The sequence below is a fragment of the Agrobacterium leguminum genome (genome assembly GCF_015704895.1).
Taxonomy (GTDB): domain Bacteria; phylum Pseudomonadota; class Alphaproteobacteria; order Rhizobiales; family Rhizobiaceae; genus Agrobacterium; species Agrobacterium leguminum.
In genome coordinates this window covers 106,129-125,231 of record NZ_JADQWB010000006.1, presented here as the reverse complement: position 1 = coordinate 125,231, position 19,103 = coordinate 106,129, and the positions used below count along the sequence as shown (strand labels likewise).

Annotated in this window: 17 protein-coding genes and 1 pseudogene; 15 read left to right on the top strand and 3 right to left on the bottom strand. The window is 61.5% G+C overall.

All coding sequences use genetic code 11. The features are described from left to right. Genes I3J13_RS11475 through I3J13_RS11465 form a run of 3 tightly spaced genes read left to right on the top strand, consistent with a single transcriptional unit; the run spans position 1 to position 2,177 of the window. Positions 1 to 1,350: a multicopper oxidase family protein gene (locus tag I3J13_RS11475; RefSeq protein ID WP_196378871.1), complete on the top strand. Its 1,350-nt coding sequence runs from the start codon at positions 1 to 3 to the stop codon at positions 1,348 to 1,350. Between the two features lie 42 nt (positions 1,351 to 1,392). After that, positions 1,393 to 1,869 carry a cupredoxin domain-containing protein gene (locus I3J13_RS11470; RefSeq protein WP_174058368.1) on the top strand — a complete coding sequence of 159 codons (477 nt, stop codon included), beginning with the start codon at positions 1,393 to 1,395 and terminating at the stop codon, positions 1,867 to 1,869. Positions 1,870 to 1,892: 23 nt separating this feature from the next. Beyond that, complete coding sequence (locus I3J13_RS11465) at positions 1,893 to 2,177, top strand: copper-binding protein (RefSeq protein WP_003522073.1); 285 nt, start codon at positions 1,893 to 1,895, stop codon at positions 2,175 to 2,177. A gap of 87 nt (positions 2,178 to 2,264) precedes the next feature. On the opposite strand, the gene I3J13_RS11460 is transcribed toward I3J13_RS11465, so the two are convergent. After that, entirely contained in the window at positions 2,265 to 2,828 is a 564-nt protein-coding gene (locus I3J13_RS11460) for a phosphatase PAP2 family protein (RefSeq protein ID WP_236000889.1), read from the bottom strand. Between the two features lie 445 nt (positions 2,829 to 3,273). Between I3J13_RS11460 and I3J13_RS11455 the strand changes: the two genes are divergently transcribed. From I3J13_RS11455 to fhuB, 9 genes and pseudogenes are all read left to right on the top strand, one after another. Beyond that, entirely contained in the window at positions 3,274 to 3,972 is a 699-nt protein-coding gene (locus I3J13_RS11455) for a response regulator (RefSeq protein ID WP_137453453.1), read from the top strand. Next, positions 3,969 to 5,126, top strand: a complete 1,158-nt coding sequence (locus I3J13_RS11450) for an ATP-binding protein (RefSeq protein WP_196378869.1) — start codon at positions 3,969 to 3,971, stop codon at positions 5,124 to 5,126. The genes I3J13_RS11455 and I3J13_RS11450 overlap by 4 nt, the downstream gene beginning before the upstream one ends. 130 nt (positions 5,127 to 5,256) lie before the next feature. Continuing rightward, on the top strand, positions 5,257 to 6,210 hold the full coding sequence (locus I3J13_RS11445) for a DUF535 family protein (RefSeq protein WP_196378868.1): 954 nt from the start codon (positions 5,257 to 5,259) through the stop codon (positions 6,208 to 6,210). A gap of 170 nt (positions 6,211 to 6,380) precedes the next feature. Further along, positions 6,381 to 6,899, top strand: coding sequence for an RNA polymerase sigma factor (locus tag I3J13_RS11440; protein WP_035264557.1), 519 nt, complete (start codon positions 6,381 to 6,383; stop codon positions 6,897 to 6,899). Beyond that, a complete protein-coding gene (locus tag I3J13_RS11435) occupies positions 6,896 to 7,873 on the top strand; it encodes a FecR family protein (protein ID WP_196378867.1) in 978 nt (325 codons plus the stop codon). The genes I3J13_RS11440 and I3J13_RS11435 overlap by 4 nt, the downstream gene beginning before the upstream one ends. Before the next feature lie 182 nt (positions 7,874 to 8,055). Next, the gene (locus I3J13_RS11430) at positions 8,056 to 10,461 is read left to right on the top strand and encodes a TonB-dependent siderophore receptor (RefSeq protein ID WP_196378866.1); all 2,406 of its coding nucleotides are present in this window, start codon (positions 8,056 to 8,058) and stop codon (positions 10,459 to 10,461) included. Further along, on the top strand, positions 10,407 to 11,252 hold the full coding sequence (gene fhuF / locus I3J13_RS11425) for a siderophore-iron reductase FhuF (protein ID WP_236000886.1): 846 nt from the start codon (positions 10,407 to 10,409) through the stop codon (positions 11,250 to 11,252). Before I3J13_RS11430 ends, fhuF begins: the two co-directional genes overlap by 55 nt. Beyond that, positions 11,242 to 12,129, top strand: coding sequence for an iron-siderophore ABC transporter substrate-binding protein (locus I3J13_RS11420; RefSeq protein WP_236000884.1), 888 nt, complete (start codon positions 11,242 to 11,244; stop codon positions 12,127 to 12,129). The genes fhuF and I3J13_RS11420 overlap by 11 nt, the downstream gene beginning before the upstream one ends. Then, positions 12,129 to 14,093 (top strand): annotated as a pseudogene (gene fhuB / locus I3J13_RS11415) (Fe(3+)-hydroxamate ABC transporter permease FhuB); the annotation flags it as partial. The gene I3J13_RS11420 and the pseudogene fhuB, both read left to right, overlap by 1 nt. 36 nt (positions 14,094 to 14,129) lie before the next feature. On the opposite strand, the gene I3J13_RS11410 reads toward fhuB, so the two are convergent. Further along, positions 14,130 to 15,650, bottom strand: a complete 1,521-nt coding sequence (locus tag I3J13_RS11410) for an MFS transporter (protein WP_196378864.1) — start codon at positions 15,648 to 15,650, stop codon at positions 14,130 to 14,132. Between the two features lie 130 nt (positions 15,651 to 15,780). On the opposite strand from I3J13_RS11410, the gene I3J13_RS11405 reads away from it, so the two are divergent. Continuing rightward, positions 15,781 to 16,635, top strand: coding sequence for a LysR family transcriptional regulator (locus I3J13_RS11405; RefSeq protein ID WP_003522061.1), 855 nt, complete (start codon positions 15,781 to 15,783; stop codon positions 16,633 to 16,635). Positions 16,636 to 16,652: 17 nt separating this feature from the next. Here I3J13_RS11405 and I3J13_RS11400 read toward each other — a convergent pair whose 3' ends face one another. Next, positions 16,653 to 17,264, bottom strand: coding sequence for a 3'-5' exonuclease (locus I3J13_RS11400; protein WP_196378863.1), 612 nt, complete (start codon positions 17,262 to 17,264; stop codon positions 16,653 to 16,655). An 82-nt stretch (positions 17,265 to 17,346) separates the two neighbouring features. On the opposite strand from I3J13_RS11400, the gene I3J13_RS11395 reads away from it, so the two are divergent. Beyond that, positions 17,347 to 18,441, top strand: coding sequence for a PspA/IM30 family protein (locus I3J13_RS11395; RefSeq protein ID WP_196378862.1), 1,095 nt, complete (start codon positions 17,347 to 17,349; stop codon positions 18,439 to 18,441). Beyond that, complete coding sequence (locus tag I3J13_RS11390) at positions 18,441 to 19,100, top strand: OB-fold-containig protein (RefSeq protein WP_196378861.1); 660 nt, start codon at positions 18,441 to 18,443, stop codon at positions 19,098 to 19,100. The genes I3J13_RS11395 and I3J13_RS11390 overlap by 1 nt, the downstream gene beginning before the upstream one ends. Positions 19,101 to 19,103 lie beyond the last annotated feature (3 nt).

The following is a 19,103-nucleotide window of genomic DNA, read 5'->3' as shown; positions in this document are numbered from 1 at the left end:
ATGTTTAACAGAAGAAACTTTCTGGGTGTCGGCGCCGCAATGGTCTCCTCGGCGGCCTGGGCGAAAACATCCAACACCAGCCTGCCGGAAGCGGCAGTGATGGAAACGGCTGCGACCCAGGCCCCGGTCAAGCCCACCACCGGCCCGGATTACAACCCCGTCGTCACCCTCAACGGCTGGACCCTGCCCTTCCGGATGAACAACGGCGTCAAGGAATTCCACCTTGTCGCCGAGCCGGTGGAGCGCGAAATGGCGGAGGGCATGACCGCCCGCCTCTGGGGTTACAACGGCCAGTCGCCCGGCCCGACCATCGAGGCCGTCGAAGGCGACCGGGTGCGTATTTTCGTCACCAACAAGCTGCCGGAACATACGACGATCCACTGGCACGGCATGATCCTGCCATCCGGCATGGACGGCGTCGGCGGGTTGTCGCAGCCGCATATCCCGGTTGGCAAAACCTTCGTCTACGAGTTCGATCTCGTGAAATCCGGCACCTTCATGTACCACCCGCATTCGGACGAGATGGTGCAGATGGCGATGGGCATGATGGGCTTCTTCGTGATCCATCCGAAGGACCCGGCCTTCATGCCGGTGGACCGCGACTTCGTGTTCCTCATCAATGCCTTCGACATCGATCCCGGCTCCTATGTGCCGAAGATCATGACCATGACCGACTTCAATCTGTGGTCATGGAACAGCCGGGTGTTTCCGGGCATCGATCCGCTGGTGGTTTCCAAGGACGACCGGGTGCGCGTGCGCGTCGGCAACCTGACCATGACCAACCATCCGATCCACATGCACGGTTACGATTTCGAGGTGACCTGCACGGACGGCGGCTGGGTGCGGCCCGAGGCGCGCTGGCCGGAGGTCAGCATCGATATCCCCGTGGGTGCGATGCGGGCCTATGAATTCGACGCCAAATATGTCGGCGACTGGGCGATCCATTGCCACAAGTCGCACCATACGATGAATGCCATGGGACATGACGTCCCAACCTTCATCGGCGTCGACAAGAAGACCGTCGCGGAGAAAATCCGCAAGGTGCGGCCGGAATATATGCCGATGGGCACCGCCGGCATGGCCGATATGGGCGCGATGGAAATGGAAATCCCCGAGAATACCGTACCCATGATGACGGGTTGGGGTCCGCACGGCCCCATCGAGATGGGCGGCATGTTCTCCGTGGTGAAGGTCCGCGAAGGCATCTCCGCGGGCGATTACTCCGATCCCGGCTGGTACGAAAACCCGCCCGGAACCCAGGCCTGGGAATGGACCGGCGGGTTGCCGGATACGACCAAGACCAATGACCCCAAAACGCAGATCACACCGAAACCGATGAAACACGGCTGATCGCGCAGACCCCAACCCCCACCAAAATCAAGGAAATATGGAATGACCAAACTGAAAATTGCACTGCTTCTTGCCGCTCTCGCCACGCCCGCCCTTGCATCGGGCACCCACGGCGGCGGCCATGAAGCGATGGCGATCGGCGAACCGGGCGACAAGGCCAAGGTGACCCAGACCATTCAGGTGACGATGAAGGAAACGCCTGACGGCAAGATGGTGTTCACGCCCGCCAAATTCGACTTCAAGAAGGGCAAGACGGTTCGCTTTGTCGTGAAGAATGTCGGCGAACTGGACCATGAATTCATTCTCGACGAACAGAAGGCCAATCTGGAGCACAAGGCCGCCATGGAGAAGGCTCCGGAGATGGAGCACGACAATCCGAACGCGATCAGCCTCGCGCCCGGCGAAAGCGGCGAAATCATCTGGAAATTCACCAATGACGGCATGTTCGAATTCGCCTGCCTGAAACCCGGACATTACGAGGCCGGCATGCGCGGCGATCTCAAAGTTTCTGCAAAGTAACCCGGCAACAAAGGAATCTGACCATGAAGACCATCGTTAAAATCACCGTCGCAGCAGCACTCCTGCTCACCGCTCCCCTCAGCGCATTCGCAGAGGAATTCACCAAGGGAACGGTAAAGAAGGTCGATGCCGCAGCCAAGAAGGTCACCATCATCCATGAAGAACTGAAGAACCTCGACATGCCGGCCATGACGATGGTGTTCCGCGTCAAGGACGATGCGATCCTCGCCAAGCTCAAGGAAGGCGCCAATATCGAGTTCGTCGCCGAACGCGCCGACGGCAAACTGGTCGTCGCCCAGGTGAAATAAGGCCTCCGGTCGCTCGGCAAGAAACAGCAAGGGCAGCGGTTTTCCGCTGCCCTTTTTGATATTGGGCGGAGGGGATTCCCCTCCGCCTTATAGTTCCGCAAATGGCCTTGTTTCCGCGGCGGGCCGCGTCCCGTCGACCCTGCGCGAGAAGGCGGCGTCTATCGCCTGCCGGTTGTTCATGAACGGCCGCTGGAGCAGAAGGAACACCGCGAGCATCAAGGGCCATGCAATCAGGACATCGGAGAGGAAGTGAGCGCCCATTGCCACCCTGTTCAGGGAGACAATCACGATAAATGGCGCCAGTATCGCGATGCCGATCAGGCGAAATTTCTCTGGCAGGAGAATGGTGAAGGCCAGAAGGGCGGCTGCGGAAGCGCTTTCACCGGAAGGAAAAGAGCAATTTCGGGCGCAGCCACCGTCAAGGGAAAGAACCGGTGTAAACAACAGGTCTCCCCCGAACTCGCCAAGATGGCGCGGTCTTGCCCTGCCAAACGCATTTTTCAGCATATGAACCGAGGCGCCCGGTCCCAGAGCAAAAAAGACACCAATAAGCAGCAGCTTGTGCGGTGGAAAAACCCGGTGCAGGCCGCCCGAAAATGGCATGAGGACAAGCATGCACACCAGCCCCGACAATAGAACCGGCGGAAGCATGCGGTTCAGATCTCGGACGGAAACCAGGAACTCATCCTCGCCAAGGTGGAAACGGTCCGTCCAGAATTGCCGGCTCACCTCAAGATCGATATCCGACCTGATCGTGAAGACGATCATCATCGCAAGAGCGGCCAGAAGGGCCAGCAGGGAGGAACTGCCGGAGGCACGCAAAAAGGCCTGACGGGCGACATAGATGGCGCCTGCGCGAAATTTCGACCTCTGGGTCCAATTCCGCTTTTTCCGGTCGGTTTTACTGGCGAGAGGCTGGTGCATGGCCAGTTCTCTTCCGCAGAAATGTCAAGGCTTTGCGGAGAAAGAGACAAGACTGCAAGGAAAGCGGCACTGACAGTGTTTATTCGGGGATGGAGGCTCTTGCCCGATGTTTCGCATCCGCTTAGCGTCCCGGCGTTACTAAGGCTTATAGAAGCAGATTTGCGGATCGAGTATGGACAAAGGGCTTATTCTGATCGTCGAAGACGACCCCGATATTATTCAGATTCTGGACGCCTATCTCATTCGCGAAGGATACAGAACCGTCAGGGCCAGCGACGGAGAAATAGCGCTGACGCATTTCTCCATGTTGAGACCGGACCTGGTTCTCCTCGACATTCGCCTGCCGAAGTTCGATGGCATCGAGGTGTTGAACCGCATCCGGCGGGAACGGGATACGCCTGTCATCATGGTCACCTCCCTTGCGGAGGATATGGACAAGCTGACCGGCCTTCGCCTCGGCGCTGACGATTACATCGTCAAACCTTTCAATCCCCACGAATTGATCGCGCGGGTGAATGCCGTGCTGAAACGCACGCGACAGCCGGCCGCCGGTGGGGTCTTGCGCTTCGGGGCCATCGAAGTGGACACCGAAGCCTATGTCGCGGCCGTTTGCGGCGATAGGGGACGGACCGTTCTGCCCCTGACGCTGAGCGAGTTCAGGATACTCGCCCATATGACGCGCCGCCCCACCCACGCCTTTCAGCGCGCCGATATTCTGGATGCCTGCCTGCCGGAAAGCGATGCGCTGGCACGCACCATCGACACGCACATCGCCAATCTGCGCAAGAAACTGGCGGATCATGGCGCCTGCGGTTATCTGGTCTCGGTGCGCAGCGTCGGTTATCGGCTGGCCGGGGAGCAGAAACCATGAAGCTCTGGCGACTGCGCCTGCGCACGATGACGGCGATCACGATCACCACGATGCTCATCTTTGCCGTCGCGTTGGTCTATTTCGGCGTCTCCTGGTATGCGGACAATATTGAAGAGCGCATCATCGCCCAGCTTTCGCCCGATGCCTCCAAGGCCTTCTCGGATATCGACCGGGGCGTGATGCCGGATCAGCGCCAGCTTGAGGCCCTTATCGAGGTTTTGCCGGGCCTGGAAGACGAGGCGGATAACGAGCTTATCAAATCGGTGTTCGTCTTCGGATTGCTCGGTGTCCTTCTGTGCAGCTTGCTCGGTTACTTCATCTCGCGACGCATTGCGGCGCCTCTCGGCGAACTTGCAGATGCCGCAAGGCGCATGGCGACCGGCGACTTCAGCGGAGGCGCAAAGATCAAGGCGAGCCCCATCGCCGAAGTCGCATTTCTGGTCGACAGTTTCGAGAGTCTGACGCGGGAGCTTCAGATGATGGAGCGCCGGCTGAAGTTCAACACAATGGCGGTGGCCCACGAATTGCGCACCCCGCTTACGATCCTGCAGGGCCGTTTGCACGGCATCGCGGATGACGTCTTCCCCCTCGACAAGCAAGCCATTCGCCACCTCATCGTCCATGTGGAAGGGCTGGCGCGTCTTGTCGATGATTTGCGCACACTTTCCCTGGCGGAAACCAACAGCCTCGTCAAAGACACACAGCCGCTTGATCTTGCCGCCGAATGCGCGGCCGTGGCTGAAGCGGCACGGCCGCTGATGGATGAGGCCGGCATCGATATCGATATGTCGCTGGAGCCCGCTCCCATTTGCGGCGACCGCCAACGCCTTCGGCAGCTATTGCTGATCCTGATGGACAATGTGCGCCGCTATGCGGCGAGCGGCAAGTTTCTGCGCTGTTCGACCGGGCTTCAGGATGGGCGGCCCTTCGTCGCGATTGAGGATAAGGGGCCGGGCTTTCCCCCTGGCGTCGAGGCGCACGGCATCGAACTCTTCTGGCGAACGGAACCGTCACGCGCGCGCAAGACCGGTGGCACCGGGCTCGGCCTGTCGATTGCCCGCGCGATCGCACGGGCGCATGACAGCGATCTGCAGATAAAGACGCGACCGGACGGCGGAACCATCGTGACGGTTCTCTTCGCGCAAACGCCCTGAAAAATTTCCGCGGGCAATCCGCTGCGGCAACGAACCGGTCTTCATGGAAGACAGGCTGTTTCTCGACAGAATCTCGACAATTCCGGCGCATGCCCCGGCTGAACGCTCATGTTCTGCCGGAAGCCCATGTATGTCGCGCATTCAAGATGCTGCCGTTCTGGCAGAGAAACGCCCGGTCACCGATGAGGTGGTCCAGACGGTTTCGGAAACACCTCATTTTTTGTTGTTCCGGAGAATTGTGACCTTTATCGGACGTGCCCACTGGAAGCGCGCCGTCCTTTTCTGGCTGCGTTTTGCAGCCAATCCATTGGTCACCTTTCGGTGGTGGTGGTTTCTGGCCGGGTTTTCAGCGGAGCGAGAATTGCCGCTCCCGCATGACGACCTTCTCCAAAAACCGCTTTCGAAATTCCTGATCAATAAAGTTTCTCGGAAGAGGCGGCTGGCTTTTCTCATGGACAATTTCGCAATTGCGGACCGGCATTTTCCCAGGAGCACCACGGCCGGGCTGTGGACGGGAAAAACCATGGACATGGGCACCGTTCGCGGCCGGAACGATGAATATCGATGCATTCTGGCGTTGGCGGATCGTTGTGGCGGCCGGCACGAGGGCGCTTTGGCTGTCAGGCTCGTGCGCGCCCATGACAACGCCGTTTTGTGGACGGCGACATTTACTTTTCTGGAAGGATGCGAAACGCAGCACCACACGATTGTCGTCGGAGGCATGCAGGGGCCGCGCGCCGCAAAAGAGCAAATGGTGTCGGTGACGCGCGATCTCTCGGGACTTCGCCCCAAGGAAGCAACGCTGATGGTTCTGCAAGGTCTCGCCAGCGAGGGTGCGCTCAGCTACTTCGCTGTCGCCCATTCCAGACACCCCATCCGCTACCGTCGCGCCCGGCGGCAAAAAATGATGGTTTCAGACATCGATGCCTTCTGGCGGGAACGCTCCGGCGAACCGGACAAGACATTCGGTTTCAAAGTGCCATTCTCTAGCCTCGAGGGGAGAGACAAGCGCAGCCACATGAAATTGTCTTTTTTCAACCTCGGCAAACGCTTCTGCGAGAGCAAGGCAACCGAAAGCGCCTAGGGATATCGTGGAGAAAATCTTGCGGGGAAGGGTCGGGAGGCTCCGCCCGTGCCATATTTTCGCGCCGCATCGTGGTGCGAAAGTTACAGCTAATAAATATGATAAAAAAAATCATCTTTATCGGCTCGGCCGTCTTGCTGCACGCGGATGGCCGGTGTTATCCAGAGACCATGCAGCAAATTGACAGCCCGGATCTTCTGGACGCGTTTTTGAATGTAAAGAGCAAGCTTGCCGCGGCGATCTATCACCGCGTGCGTTGCCATGCGACCACCTTCGATCTCGTGCAGGACACGTTCCTGCGATTGTGGGAGCGGCGGAAACTGCTTGGCCTCACGGGCGATCTTTGCGGTTATGTCATCATCACCGGCAGAAACCTTGCCATAGACCATGAGCGGCGCAAGCGTATCGCCCCGGTCTTTACCGGCATCGAACATCTTGCTTTCGTCGCCGATCCCTCGCCCACGCAGGAAACCTGCATGATCGGGCGGCAGGAGCTGGAACGCCTGCAAATGCTTGTCGATGCCCTGCCGCCGCGATGCCGGGACGTGTTTCTGCTTTCGCGCATCGAAGGCCTGACCTTCGTGGAAATCGGCCAGCGGCTGCATATTTCGCCGAAAACCGCTTTCGGCCATATGGTCACCGCTCTTGAAAAGCTGAAGACCGGCATGACACCGCCGGGCGAGAGATGAAGATCGCCGCGGGCAAGGATGCGACCGCGGAGACGCCGGCCGGCAGCGAAATCGCAGCCCAAGGTGACGAAGCCGCAATAGCGCATGCGGCGGCAAGCTGGTTTGCGCATTTTCTGGAACCCGGCGCCACCGCAGCCGACGAAAGCGAATTCCGTCGCTGGATCGAGGCCGACGAGCGGCATGCACGCGCCTATGCCGATATCGAGCGCATATGGCTTGGCGCCGGCATGGCGCCGCAGCTTGCACAGGCGCAGCCGCTTGGCCGCCGTCGGTTGCTGAAAAACGGCGCAGCGGGACTTCTGCTGATAGGCGGCGTCGGAGCCGCAGCCTGGCAGGCGACACGCCCGGCCGGAGACTATGAAACCGCGATTGGCGAGACCCGCAGCATCGCACTTTCCGACGGTTCGACCGTCGAGCTTTCCACATCGAGCGCCATTTCCGTGAATTTCACCCCGCAACGCCGGCAGATCACGCTGCTGTCGGGTGAGGCGTTCTTCCGGGTCGCGCCGGATCGGAACCGGCCATTTTCCGTCATTACGGAAGACCTGGTGACCACGGCGCTCGGCACCGCCTTTTCCGTCTGTCGCGCAGGTTCCTCCGTCTCGGTTTCAGTGGCCGAACATGCCGTCGAGGTCGCCGCCAGACAGTCGCGGCAGGCGGTGGAGGCCGGTTACAGCATCTCCTACCGCGACGGTGTTCTCTCGCGACCCGAAGCAACCGATATCGAGACGCGGCTTGCGTGGCGGCAGGGCAAGCTGGTCTTCATCTCGACGCCCCTCAAAGAAGTCGTAGCGCGACTGGAGCAATGGCGTCGCGGCCGCATGATCGTTCTGGGCGATGCGCTCGGCAGACAGCCGGTGACGATGATCGTCGATGTCAGACGCCGGGAAAAAATCGGGCAAATCCTCGAAGAGGGCCTGCCCGTCACGGTCACCGATTATTCCCCCTGGCTGTCGGTCATCCGCCAGCGCTAGAGCATTTCAAGGAAAAGCGGCGCGCGGGCCTGCGTCCGGAAATGCAAAAACACTCCAGGGGCATTTGCCTCCACACGCGCTAAAAAAAATTTGCCCGGGGACCGAGGTTTTGCGCAAACGGAATCGTACTCGTGTTTTGAGGCCGTCATTGCGGCAACAGGAGCAGGGGAAGGTATATTACCGTGTCTAAGCGTAAAAATCATTTCAGCCACCGTCATTCAGCAGTCGGATCATTTCGTATCCTCCTTCTTGCCACCGTCGCCGGCCTTGTCCTGACCGGCCCTCTGCCGGCGGCCGCACAGACGGCGACGCAGGCAAGCGCGCTGCAATTTTCAATCGCGCCGCAGCCGCTCTCGAGCGCGCTGGTGCGTTATTCCTCCATCACCGGCGTCGACGTCGTGTTCAACGGCGAAATTCCGGCGACGGTAAGGACGGCGGGTGTCACAGGCGCGTTCAGCCGCAAGGATGCCCTCACGCGCCTGCTTGCCGGAACCGGCCTTTCCTACACCTTCACCAGCGCCAACACCGTGCGGCTCAGCAACCCTGGCGCCGCCGCAGCGCCGGTTGCGGGCTCCACCCTGCTCCAGCCCATCGAACTGACAGGCAACAGGGGCGGCGGTGACAACGCCACCGTGGCGGCCAAGAACAGCTCCGGCGCCACCAAGCTCGATACGCCGCTCATCGAGACGCCCCGCTCGGTCGCGGTCGTCACCAAAAAGGAAATGCAGCAGCGCGGCGTGCAGGACATCATCGAGGCCGTGCGCTACTCCGCCGGTGTCACCACCGGCACCGCCGCCGGCTTCGACCCGCGCTTCGACCAGATCTATATTCGCGGTTACGACGCCACCACCATGGGCGACTACAAGGACGGGCTGCGTCAGCCCTATTTGAACTATGGCATGTTCCGCACCGATCCCTATTCGCTGGAGCGTGTGGAAATCGTCCGTGGCCCGATCTCGGTGCTTTATGGCGCAGGCACGCCCGCCGGCATCGTCAACAAGACATCGAAGCTCGCAAACGGCACGCGCATTCGCGAGGTTGAGGCGCTTTACGGCACGGAAACCCGCAAGCAGGCCGCCTTCGATATCGGCGACACGATAGACGCTGACGGCACATTGTCATACCGCGTGGTCGGACTGGCGCGCGCCGGCGACACCAATTTCGATATTGCCGACGACCGTTATTTCCTTCAGCCGTCCTTTACCTGGAAGCCGTCCGACCAGACCAGCCTCACCGTTTACGGGCTCATCCAGTCCACCGAAACCGACGCTTCGGTCGCGGCACTGACCGACCCCGCCGGCAATGTCCGGCCGCTGCGTGGAAGCGATCCCGATTACGATTATCAGAAAATCCGCCAGCAGCAGGTGGGTTATAATTTCGAGCACGAATTCAACGATACCCTGACCTTCAGGCAGAATCTTCGTTATTCGCATATGGATCTGCGCAGCCGTTATCTCAGCGTATCGAGCTGGACCGGCACCGTCGCCCATCGCGATCCCTGGGCGATCCGCGACGACATGAAGGCCTTCCAGGCCGACAACCAGCTTGAATGGAGCTTCGACACCGGCCCCGTTTCCCATACGCTGCTGACCGGCCTCGACTACAGCAATGTGAAGTCTTCATTCGCCTATGGTTATGCATCCGGCGGCTCCGCCTTCGATTTCGATATCGCCAATCCGCGCTACGGTTTCTCCGGGCCAACGCCCGCCTACAGCGCCTATCAGTCGGAAGCCGATCTGCGGCAGGTCGGGCTTTATGCGCTCGACCAGATGGAGCTGGACAAATGGCGTTTCACCCTCGGCGGACGGCAGACCTGGGTGGACCAGACCCGGCAGGGGCCTGTGACCGAAGACGTGCAGAAGGACGCCTTCACCGTTCAGGCAGGCGCACTCTATGCCTTTGACAACGGCGTTTCGCCCTTCTTCAGCTATGCCACCTCCTTCGATCCGGTTACCAAGCTTTCCGCCACCGGCGAAACGCTGAAGCCCACCGAAGGCGAACAGTTCGAACTGGGCGTGAAATATCAGCCGCCCGGAACCGACATCATGCTTTCGGCGGTCGCCTATCATCTGGCAGAAAAGAACAAGCCCGTGGCCATCGATCCCGCCGGCCTGATATTCCGCTCGCTCGGCGAGGTGACCAACAAGGGCTTCGAACTGGAGGCGAAGGCCAATATCGCCACCGGCTGGGATGTGATCGCCGCCTATAGCTACACGCACTCCAGGATCACGGCGGGCGACGATGCCGGCAATACGCCTTCTTCGGTGCCGACCCATGTGGCCTCTCTCTGGGCGAACTATACCTTCCAGGAAGATACGCCTCTCCATGGCCTCTCGGCCGGAGCAGGCCTGCGCTATGTCGGTGAAAGCTATACCAGCACCAAAAACATCGCGAAGAACGATGCCGCCATCTATCTCGACGCCGCTCTTTCCTACGATTTCGGCGCGCTCGACAAGGACTATGACGGCCTCGTCGCGTCCTTCAACGTCCGCAACATCGCCGACGACCGCAATGTCGCCTGCACGGACGGTTATTGCTATCTCGGACAGGGCAGGAACATCACGGCGTCCCTGAAATATCGCTGGTAACCGTGGCGACCGCAGGCCGCAACCCGGTGGCGGGGCGCATGGCGAAGACCATTGCGCCCTGCCCGCAATCCGCGCATGAAGAGCTGCCGGACTTCGCGTCCGTCGGCTCTTTCGGCTATTGCACGGACAAGTTCCTGCTTGCACCGCCCTGCGGTGCGGAGGTTCTGCCCTGCCGGCAGCTTGCCTGCGAAGATGTTTTTTGCGGCTTGATGTCCCGCCACAACGCTGCCCATCCGGACGCCGACCCGAGAGCCGCGGCGTCGCTCTGGACACTTTATTATTTCAGCCTGCTGACCATCACGCCCACCGTCTGCCGCCTCGTACACGGCCGCCGCCTGCCTCTGGCCCTCGGCGATCTGAGCGTGATCATCGATCCGGAAAACGCCCTGCCGGTCGCATTCCTGCTCCCCCACGCCGGCGATCAGGCCGGCAAGGCATCCGCACCCGAAGATCTGCATGGGCTTTTGCGCGATCACCTCGCGGCACTCATCCCCTCCATCGCCAGGGCTGCGAAACTTGCTCCCAAATTGCTGTGGAACAATGCCGCCGTCTATCTGTCGTGGATCATCGGGGAAATCGAAACGCAGGCCGATCCGGCGCTCGCACGCGCCTGCCGGGCGGTTATCGACGATGCCCTGTGGCCGGATGGCAGCCGCAATCCCATGTCCGGCATGGTGGTTAAGGGCAACAGGCGCGTTTGCTGCCTGCGATACATGATCCCCACCATTGGCGGATGCGGCGCAAGCTGTCCTCTGCCCTGCGGACAGAACCGGGACACGCATGATGCCTGACCATTCGCCCACTCGCCGGCTGCTTATGGCCGCAGCGCTTACCCTGCCATGGCAGAGCGTGGCGAAAGCGGCGATGCCGAAGGGCGGCATCGTCTCGCTCGATTACGGGCTTGCCTCCACCCTGCTCGCGCTCGGCACCGCGCCGGCGGCAATCGCCGCACGCGCGGACTGGGACACATGGATGGTGGAGCCTGCCATGCCGGAAGGCGTGGCCGACCTCGGCTTGACCGCCGAAATCAATTTCGAAGTGCTGGCGAGGCTGAAACCCGACATCATCCTGTCAACGCCTTTCCTTGCCTCGCTTACCCCGAAATTACAGTCGATCGCTCCGGTGATGGAATTTTCCATCTATACACCGGAGAGCGACGCCCTGACGGCGTCCTACGCCGCGACCCGTAAGCTTGCCGCGGCCCTTGGCAGGGAACAGCGGGGAGAGGATTTCCTCTCGCGGGCCGAAGCCTGCTTTGCCGATTGCCGTCGCCGGCTTGAAAAATTGCGGCCGCCGCCGGTCGCCGTCATCAATTTCATGGATGAGCGCCATGCGCGGGTCTATGGCGGCCCCGGTCTTTATCAGGGCGCCATGGAAAAGATCAGCCTTGCCAATGCCTGGCCGGGCAAGACCAATTATTGGGGGTTCGAAACCATTGCGCTGGAGGCGCTGGCCGTCCTTTCGGCGGATGCCCGGCTCATCGCCTTCGAACCGCTGACACCGCCCGACGTTCTCTCGCGGCTCAATCAGAGCCCGCTCTGGAGCAATTTGCCCTTCGTCCGGGCGAGCCGGGTCTCCACCCTTCCCGGAGTGCTGATGTTCGGCATGGTGCAGGAAGCCATGCGGTTTGCCCGTCTGGTGACCGAGCATCTGGAAAGCCACGCCTGATGCCGCCGGTCCTCCTGCGCCTCCTCACCCCCGCCGGTGTTGCCGCCAGCCTCTTCTTCCTCGGCGCCATCTTTGCCGTCAGCGATATCTGGCCGGATCTGCATCGATTGAGCGGCGACGGTGCGCAATATGATGTTGAGCGGCTCATGCTGCTCTATTCCACCCTGCCGCGCATGGTGACGGCGCTTCTGGCGGGCGCTGCGCTGGCGCTGGCCGGCGCATTGTTGCAGCAGGCCTTGCGCAACCCCCTCGCCTCGCCCTCGACGCTCGGCATTTCAGCGGGCGCCAATCTTGCCGTTGCCGCAACCATGTTCGCCTTTCCCACTCTGGAGGGCATCAGCCGCGATGTGGTGGCGATGGCGGGCAGCGCATTGGCCGCCCTTGCGGTCTTTTCCATCGGCGCAAGACGCGGATTTTCACCGCTCTCGCTCGTCCTCGCCGGTCTGATGATCGGCATCTGGTGCGCCGCCGCCTCGGCCATTCTCGTCCTTCTCAACGAACGGTATCTGAGCGGCCTGTTCATCTGGGGTGCGGGGTCGCTGTCTTTGCAAAGCTGGGCCGTTCCAGTCACCCTCTTTCCGAAAATTCTGGTCCTGGCCGCGCTTGCCGGGCTGATCATGCGGCCTTTATCGCTGATGGAACTGGGGGATGTCAGCGCCGGAGCGCTCGGCCTTTCCGTCGTGCGGCTGCGGGTTCTTGCGGTATCGATCGCGGTCTCCTTGGCCGCGCTTGTTACCAGCGCCGTCGGCGTCATCGGTTTCGTCGGCCTTGTCGCACCCGCCATAGCACGGCTTGCGGGTGCCCGCCGCATCGCCCAACAAATCCTCTGGTCTCCGCTCATCGGCGCAGGGCTGCTGCTTCTGACGGACGAAATCGTCAAACGCCTTTCGGATATCACCGGCGGGCTCATACCGACCGGCGCCATGACGGCCCTGTTCGGCGCGCCGCTGGTGCTGTTTCTGCTGCCCCGCCTGAAAGCCATGCAGAGGGAATTGCCCGCTCCGCCACCGGGCATCGTTAAACAGCGTCGCCTTTCCCCCATCATGGTCCTGTCTTTCGTTGGCCTGCTGGCTGCGGGCGTAACGGCCGCCATTCTTTTCGGCCGTGCGCCGGATGGAAGCTGGGGTTTGCTGCCCGTCGGTGAATGGAGCGAAATTCTGCCCTATCGCTGGCCGCGGGTCGTCGCGGCCTTCGCAGCCGGGAGCCTGCTTGGTGCAGCCGGCGCCATTCTCCAGCGCCTGACCGGCAACGAGATAGCAAGCCCGGAAGTGCTTGGCGTTTCAGCCGGCGCGACGCTGGGCATGGCCGTCGCGCTTTTCGCCTTCACCGCTTCCGGGCCGATGCTGCAGCTGGGTTTTGCGAGCGCCGGCGCCGCCGCGGTTCTTTTCGCCATCCTGTCGCTTGGCCTCAAGTCAGGCTTCACGCCCGAGCGTGTTCTTCTGACCGGCGTGGTGCTGACGGCCATGCTCGACGCGGTGATCGGCGTGCTGGCGGCCGGCGGCGACCCGCGCGCCATGATGATCATTCGCTGGATGGGAGGCTCGACCTATCTCGTCGATGGTTTCACCGCCCGGATCGCGGCCGTCTGCGCGGTGGTTTTCGCAACCTTCGCCATTCTGGCGCATCGGTGGCTTACCCTGCTGCCGCTCGGCGCGGGCGCGGCGCGGGAACTCGGCGTCCATGTTCCGTCGGCACGGGCCGCACTGTTCATTCTCGCAGCCGCCATGACGGCGGCGGCGACGCTCATCATCGGCCCCTTGAGTTTTGCCGGGCTGATGGGGCCGCACCTTGCCCGCGAAATCGGATTTCGCCGCGCCGGCCCGCATCTCATCGCCGCGGCACTCGCCGCCGGCTGCCTGATGGTGCTTGCCGACTGGGTGGGGCGGATGGCAGCCTTTCCCTACCAATTGCCCGCCGGCCTGGTTTCCGCTCTCGTCGGCGCACCGCTGCTCATGCTCCTGCTGGGCGAAGGAAATAGCCTTCCCTTTGCGGCCGTCGCCCTAACCTTGGGCAGGCTTTCGCGCCGGGCCGAAGATCATGAAGCTGATGGCGGCGAGCAGCCAGACACTGATGCCGGCATAGAGCATGACGAGGCCGAACCCATCCGCAAGCGCCCGATGGACTAGTTCTTCCGAAACGCCCTGCGCCGAGGCGCCGGCAGTTCCCGCCGCGATCTTTTCCGCCAGCGACTGTAATTCATGCACATCCGCACCGGGCTGCGGGTTCGCCCGAAGCGAAGCCCGGACGCCCTCCACCAGAATAAAGCCCATGATCGGGATGTTGATGGCGAGCGAAATCATCCGTGCGCTCATGTCGATGCCCGAGGCCATGCCGGAACGGGCGGGGGAAACCGCTCCCGTGGTGGTGTTGGTAACAGGCGTATTGGTCAGCCCGAGCCCGATACCGGCGAGGATGCAGCCGGGCAGCATGGTGAGCCAGTTCGCATTTTCGATGCCGCTTCCCAATTTCATCAGCATGAAACCGAGGCCGATGGTGAACAGCCCGGCCGGAATGACGAGGCGCGGCTGGTAGCGCAGCGACAGGCGCTCCGCCAGCGGCGGTATCACCAGCGCCGGCAGCGTATAGGCAAGCAGGCCAAGGCCGGCGGTGACGCTGTCATAACCGAGGCCCGCCTGAAACCAGATCGGCAGATAGATCATGAACGGCCAGAAGCTGATATTCATCGCCGCCGAACCGATGATCGCCCCGGAAAAAGGCCGAATGCGAAACACGGAGAAGTCGAACATCGGTCTTGAACTAAGCTTTTCAGCAATCACGAAGGCAATGAAGCTCGCAGCCGCGACGCCGAGGATCAGAAGCGCCGCCGGGCTCACAAAACCGAGCGCGGGTCCCTGCGTGATGAAAAAGGCAAGGCAAAAAACGGCGGCCGAAAGGGTGACCATGCCGGCAAGATCGAGACGCGCCGCCTCCGGATCGCGCGATTCTCCGACGCCACCCGTGGCAAGCAGCCATGTTCCCGCGCCAAGCACGACGTGAACGAGGAACACCCATTCCCAGCTCCACAGCGCAACGATGGCGCCGCCGATGATCGGGCCGAAGCCCAGCCCGACGCCCGAGACGATGCCCCACCAGCCGAACGCCATGCCGCGTTCGCGGGCCGTGCGAAACTGATGCGACAGGATGGCGATCTGGCACACCAGCATCGCCCCGCCGCTCAGCCCCTGAAGGAAACGGGCGCCGATCAGCACCGAGACGTTTTCCGTCATTCCGCAGGCCAGAGAGGACAGCGCGAAAGCGACGATGCTGGCGATAAAGACACGTTTGCGGCCGAAGCGATCTGCCAGCGCACCCGTCGCCATCAGCACCATCGTCACGCCGATGGTATAGGCGTTCATGATCCACTGAAGCTGGCGGAAATCCGCATGCAGCACCTGTTCGAGTGTTGGCAGGATCGCCGGAACGCTGGAAATTTCCAGTCCGAACATCAGGGCGGAGAGACAAACGGCAGCAAGCGCCATGGCGCTTCTGCTGCTTGCGGGTGCGGCAACGGCAAGGGTCATTCTTCAGCCTTTCATGGGTCGGCCCGCAACTGCGAAAGCCGATCTGTGGAGGAGGCACGCTAGACAAAGCTTGACCATAACTGAATTGGATGATTGGCTATTTCAGAGACAACAAATTGGAATAATCGAAATGAGCACGCTGGATGTGGAGGCCGTCGAAGCCTTCGTCACCATCGCCGATATGCAGAGCTTCACCCGCGCTGCCGAAGCGCTCGGCACCACCCAGGGCGCCATCAGCGTCAAGCTCAAGCGGCTGGAAGACAGGCTCGGCCAGCGGCTGCTCGAACGCACGCCGCGCTCAGTGCGGCTTTCAGCGCAGGGCGCGGTATTTCTGGCGCCCGCCCGCGAGTTCCTCGCCGCGCATGACCGGGCGCTGGCGGGTCTTTCCTCCCCGCGCCGCCGCTTCGGCCTTGGAATCGCCGCCCATGTGGCAGGACCGGAGGTTCCGACCCTGCTTGCACGTCTCAACGACCACGACCCCGGGCTTACGATTGAAGTCCGCATGGATCATTCCCGATCCCTGCTGGACGCCTTCGACCGTGGGGAGATCGATGCGGCAATCATCCGGCGCGAGGATGACCGGCGCGACGGCGAGGTGCTCGGGCCGGAACATTTCGGCTGGTATGCAACCCCGCAATTCGAACACCGTCAGGGTGAACCGCTGCGTCTGGCGGCGCTCTCTCCCGCCTGTGGCGTGCGCGACATCGCCACCCGTGCCCTCGACGCGGCTGCGATTGCGTGGACGGAGGTGTTTCTTGGCGGCACATCGTCGATGGTGACCGCCGCCGTCTCGGCCGGGCTTGCGGTTTCCGCCTTTTCCTCCCGCCTTGCACCGCCCGGCACCGTGGAGGTGAGCCAGCGTTTTGGCCTGCCGCCCCTGCCCTCCACGGAAATCATCATGTTCTCGACCCTGACGGACAGCAGATCCCGGGAAGCCTTACGCACGCTCGCCGCCGCCTTTCGCGAACATCGGCCGGGATCGTGACGCAATCCCGTCACCGGCTAAACGCCGAACGCTTCCGGCGTCAGTTTTCCGCCCCTCAGCAGATGTTGCAGCGTATAGGAAACCGAAAGCGTATCGTCGAGCGCATCGTGCCCCTGCAATGGCGGATGCTCGACGCCGTAATAATCGGCCAGCCTGTTGCTCGGCGTTTTTGCCAGATCCTCCACCGGCATTCCCGCTGCAAGCAGAAGTTTGACGGCATTGTCGAAACGCCCGGCAGGGATGGGCGGCTGTATGCCGGCGACATAACAGCTGATCGCCACCATATTCAGCTCGTCCTTGCCCCATGACCAGCATTGGGCACCTTCCGTGAAACTGTCGAAGCTTGAAAGGGCCTCCTGCAAGAGAACGCCTTCCGCTTCGATGATTTCCCCGGTGATACCCGTCAGCCGGGTGAAGAACGGATCGATCGCATATCTTCCGCCATGACGGTCGACCGGACATATATAGGCCTTGTAAGTCCCCAGAAGCGGAAAGTCGCCCTCCAGCCCAAGCCTGACGGCGCCAATCTGCGCAATAACCGGATCGGGATCATGAGCCGCACACCAGAACCTGCGCTGGGAACCTTCCAGGCAGAGGAACTCGCAGTCGAATATGATTGCTTTTTTCATGAGCCAGCCTTTCATTTCGCATGGGCCATATCTTGAAAGCACAAATGAAGTGCTTTATATATTTCGCATGAGCGCGAAACTTTTGTCCAACGTTGTCCTGGCACTGAATCTTTCGGAGGGGAACCGCTCTTCTCTCGAAGAAACGCTCCTTGCCTATCGGCGGGCGATGGCGATCCTTGACCGGACTGAAGGCGCCAATCTCGTAACCCTGCATGCGGCAGCTTATGAAGAGATCAGGGTCAAGACCAGCCTTCCTTCCCGCATGGTGACGCTGGCTCTGCGCGACCATAGCCAGCGCGATCCGCAAGAGCCGGTGCGGGACATTCCGCTCGACAGCAAGCTCTTTTCGGTCAAGGGGCCGGATACGGTGAGCATCGCCACCCTCTCGGGCCGCGTCGTGGTGCCCTATACCGTTCGTGGCTATCACGACGGCTGGAATGACTTTTCAGAAGCACGCCTTGTGTTCGAGGGCGAAACCATCAGCATCCATGCCGGAATAAAAACCGGCTTTCAACCAAGCAGGGAGGCTTCGATGAACAATGAAGGTATTCTTGGGCGACTCGGGCGTGTCATCGCCGGTGTCATGAACAACGCTGTCGATGCGGCGGAGGCGTCCAATCCGGTCGCAGTAGCGCAGCAGGCGGTGCGGGAAATCGCTCAGATCGCCGATGAGGCCCGATCCGCGCTTGGCGTGGCGGTCGCAGCCGGCCATCGCCTGAAAACCAAGGCCGCCGATCTCGACGAAGAAATTCGCGACCTCGACGACAAGATCAGGATCGGACTTGAAAACGGCCGCGAGGATTTGGCCCGCGCGGCAACCGGGCTGCAGATCGATCTGGAAGCGCAGCGGGAAGCGCTGAACAAGGCGATACTCGAGAACGCTGCCGAAATTGCCGAGGCGGAAACTACATTGCGCAGCATCGCTTCCGCAAAGGCGGATGCGCAAAAGCGGCTTGAGGACGCCAAGCGCGCCGAACGCATCGCACCGGTAACCGATACGACCCCATCCCAGCGCAACGACCGCCGTCTGGCTGACGCGCTCGACGCCATCGAAAGAGTAACCGGCACCCCCGCCAAGCCCAATAACGGAACGGCGGAGGTTGAAGAACTCGGCCGGATGCAGCGCCAGAGCGCCATCGAAGCACGGCTCAAGGCATTTCGTGAAGGGCAGCGCTGATGGAGAGCATTGTCCAGCCAGGCACTGCTCCCTTCTGGATCGCCTTGCTGACGGTCTTCGGCCTCGGCATCGTCGAACTCGTCTCGGTCCTTCTTGGTGTATCGGCTTCGGGACTGCTTGACGACAACTTCAGTTACCACGCGCCCGGCGATGCCGAGGCGGGGTTACTCGGCAGCTGGATGTCCTGGCTTAATGCGGGCGGCGTGCCGCTTCTTGTTCTGGCGGTCATCCTGCTCTCGGCTTTTTCCGTCGCCGGGTTCTTCATTCAGGGGATCGCTTCCGCAACGCCGCTCGGGCCATTGCCGCCCTATCTGGCCATGACCGGTGCCATTGCCGCCGCCCTGCCGGCCACGCGGTCACTCAGCCGCGCCGTTGCGAAGGTCATTCCACGCGATGAGACAAACGCACTCGAGCAGACCGATTTTCTGGGACTTGTGGGCACTGTCACCATCGGGCCTCTCGATCAGGGCAAGCCCGGCACCGTGCGGGTCAAGGACCGGCACGAGAATATTCACTTCCTGCGCGCACAGGCTGCATCCGGTCACACGATCGATACGGGTGCGCAGGTATTGATCGTCGACGGTGCGGATGGGCTTTTTCAGGCCATTCCCGTACCGCCGGACCTGGAAACTCACCATAGCGGGCATCATAGGGGCTAACTC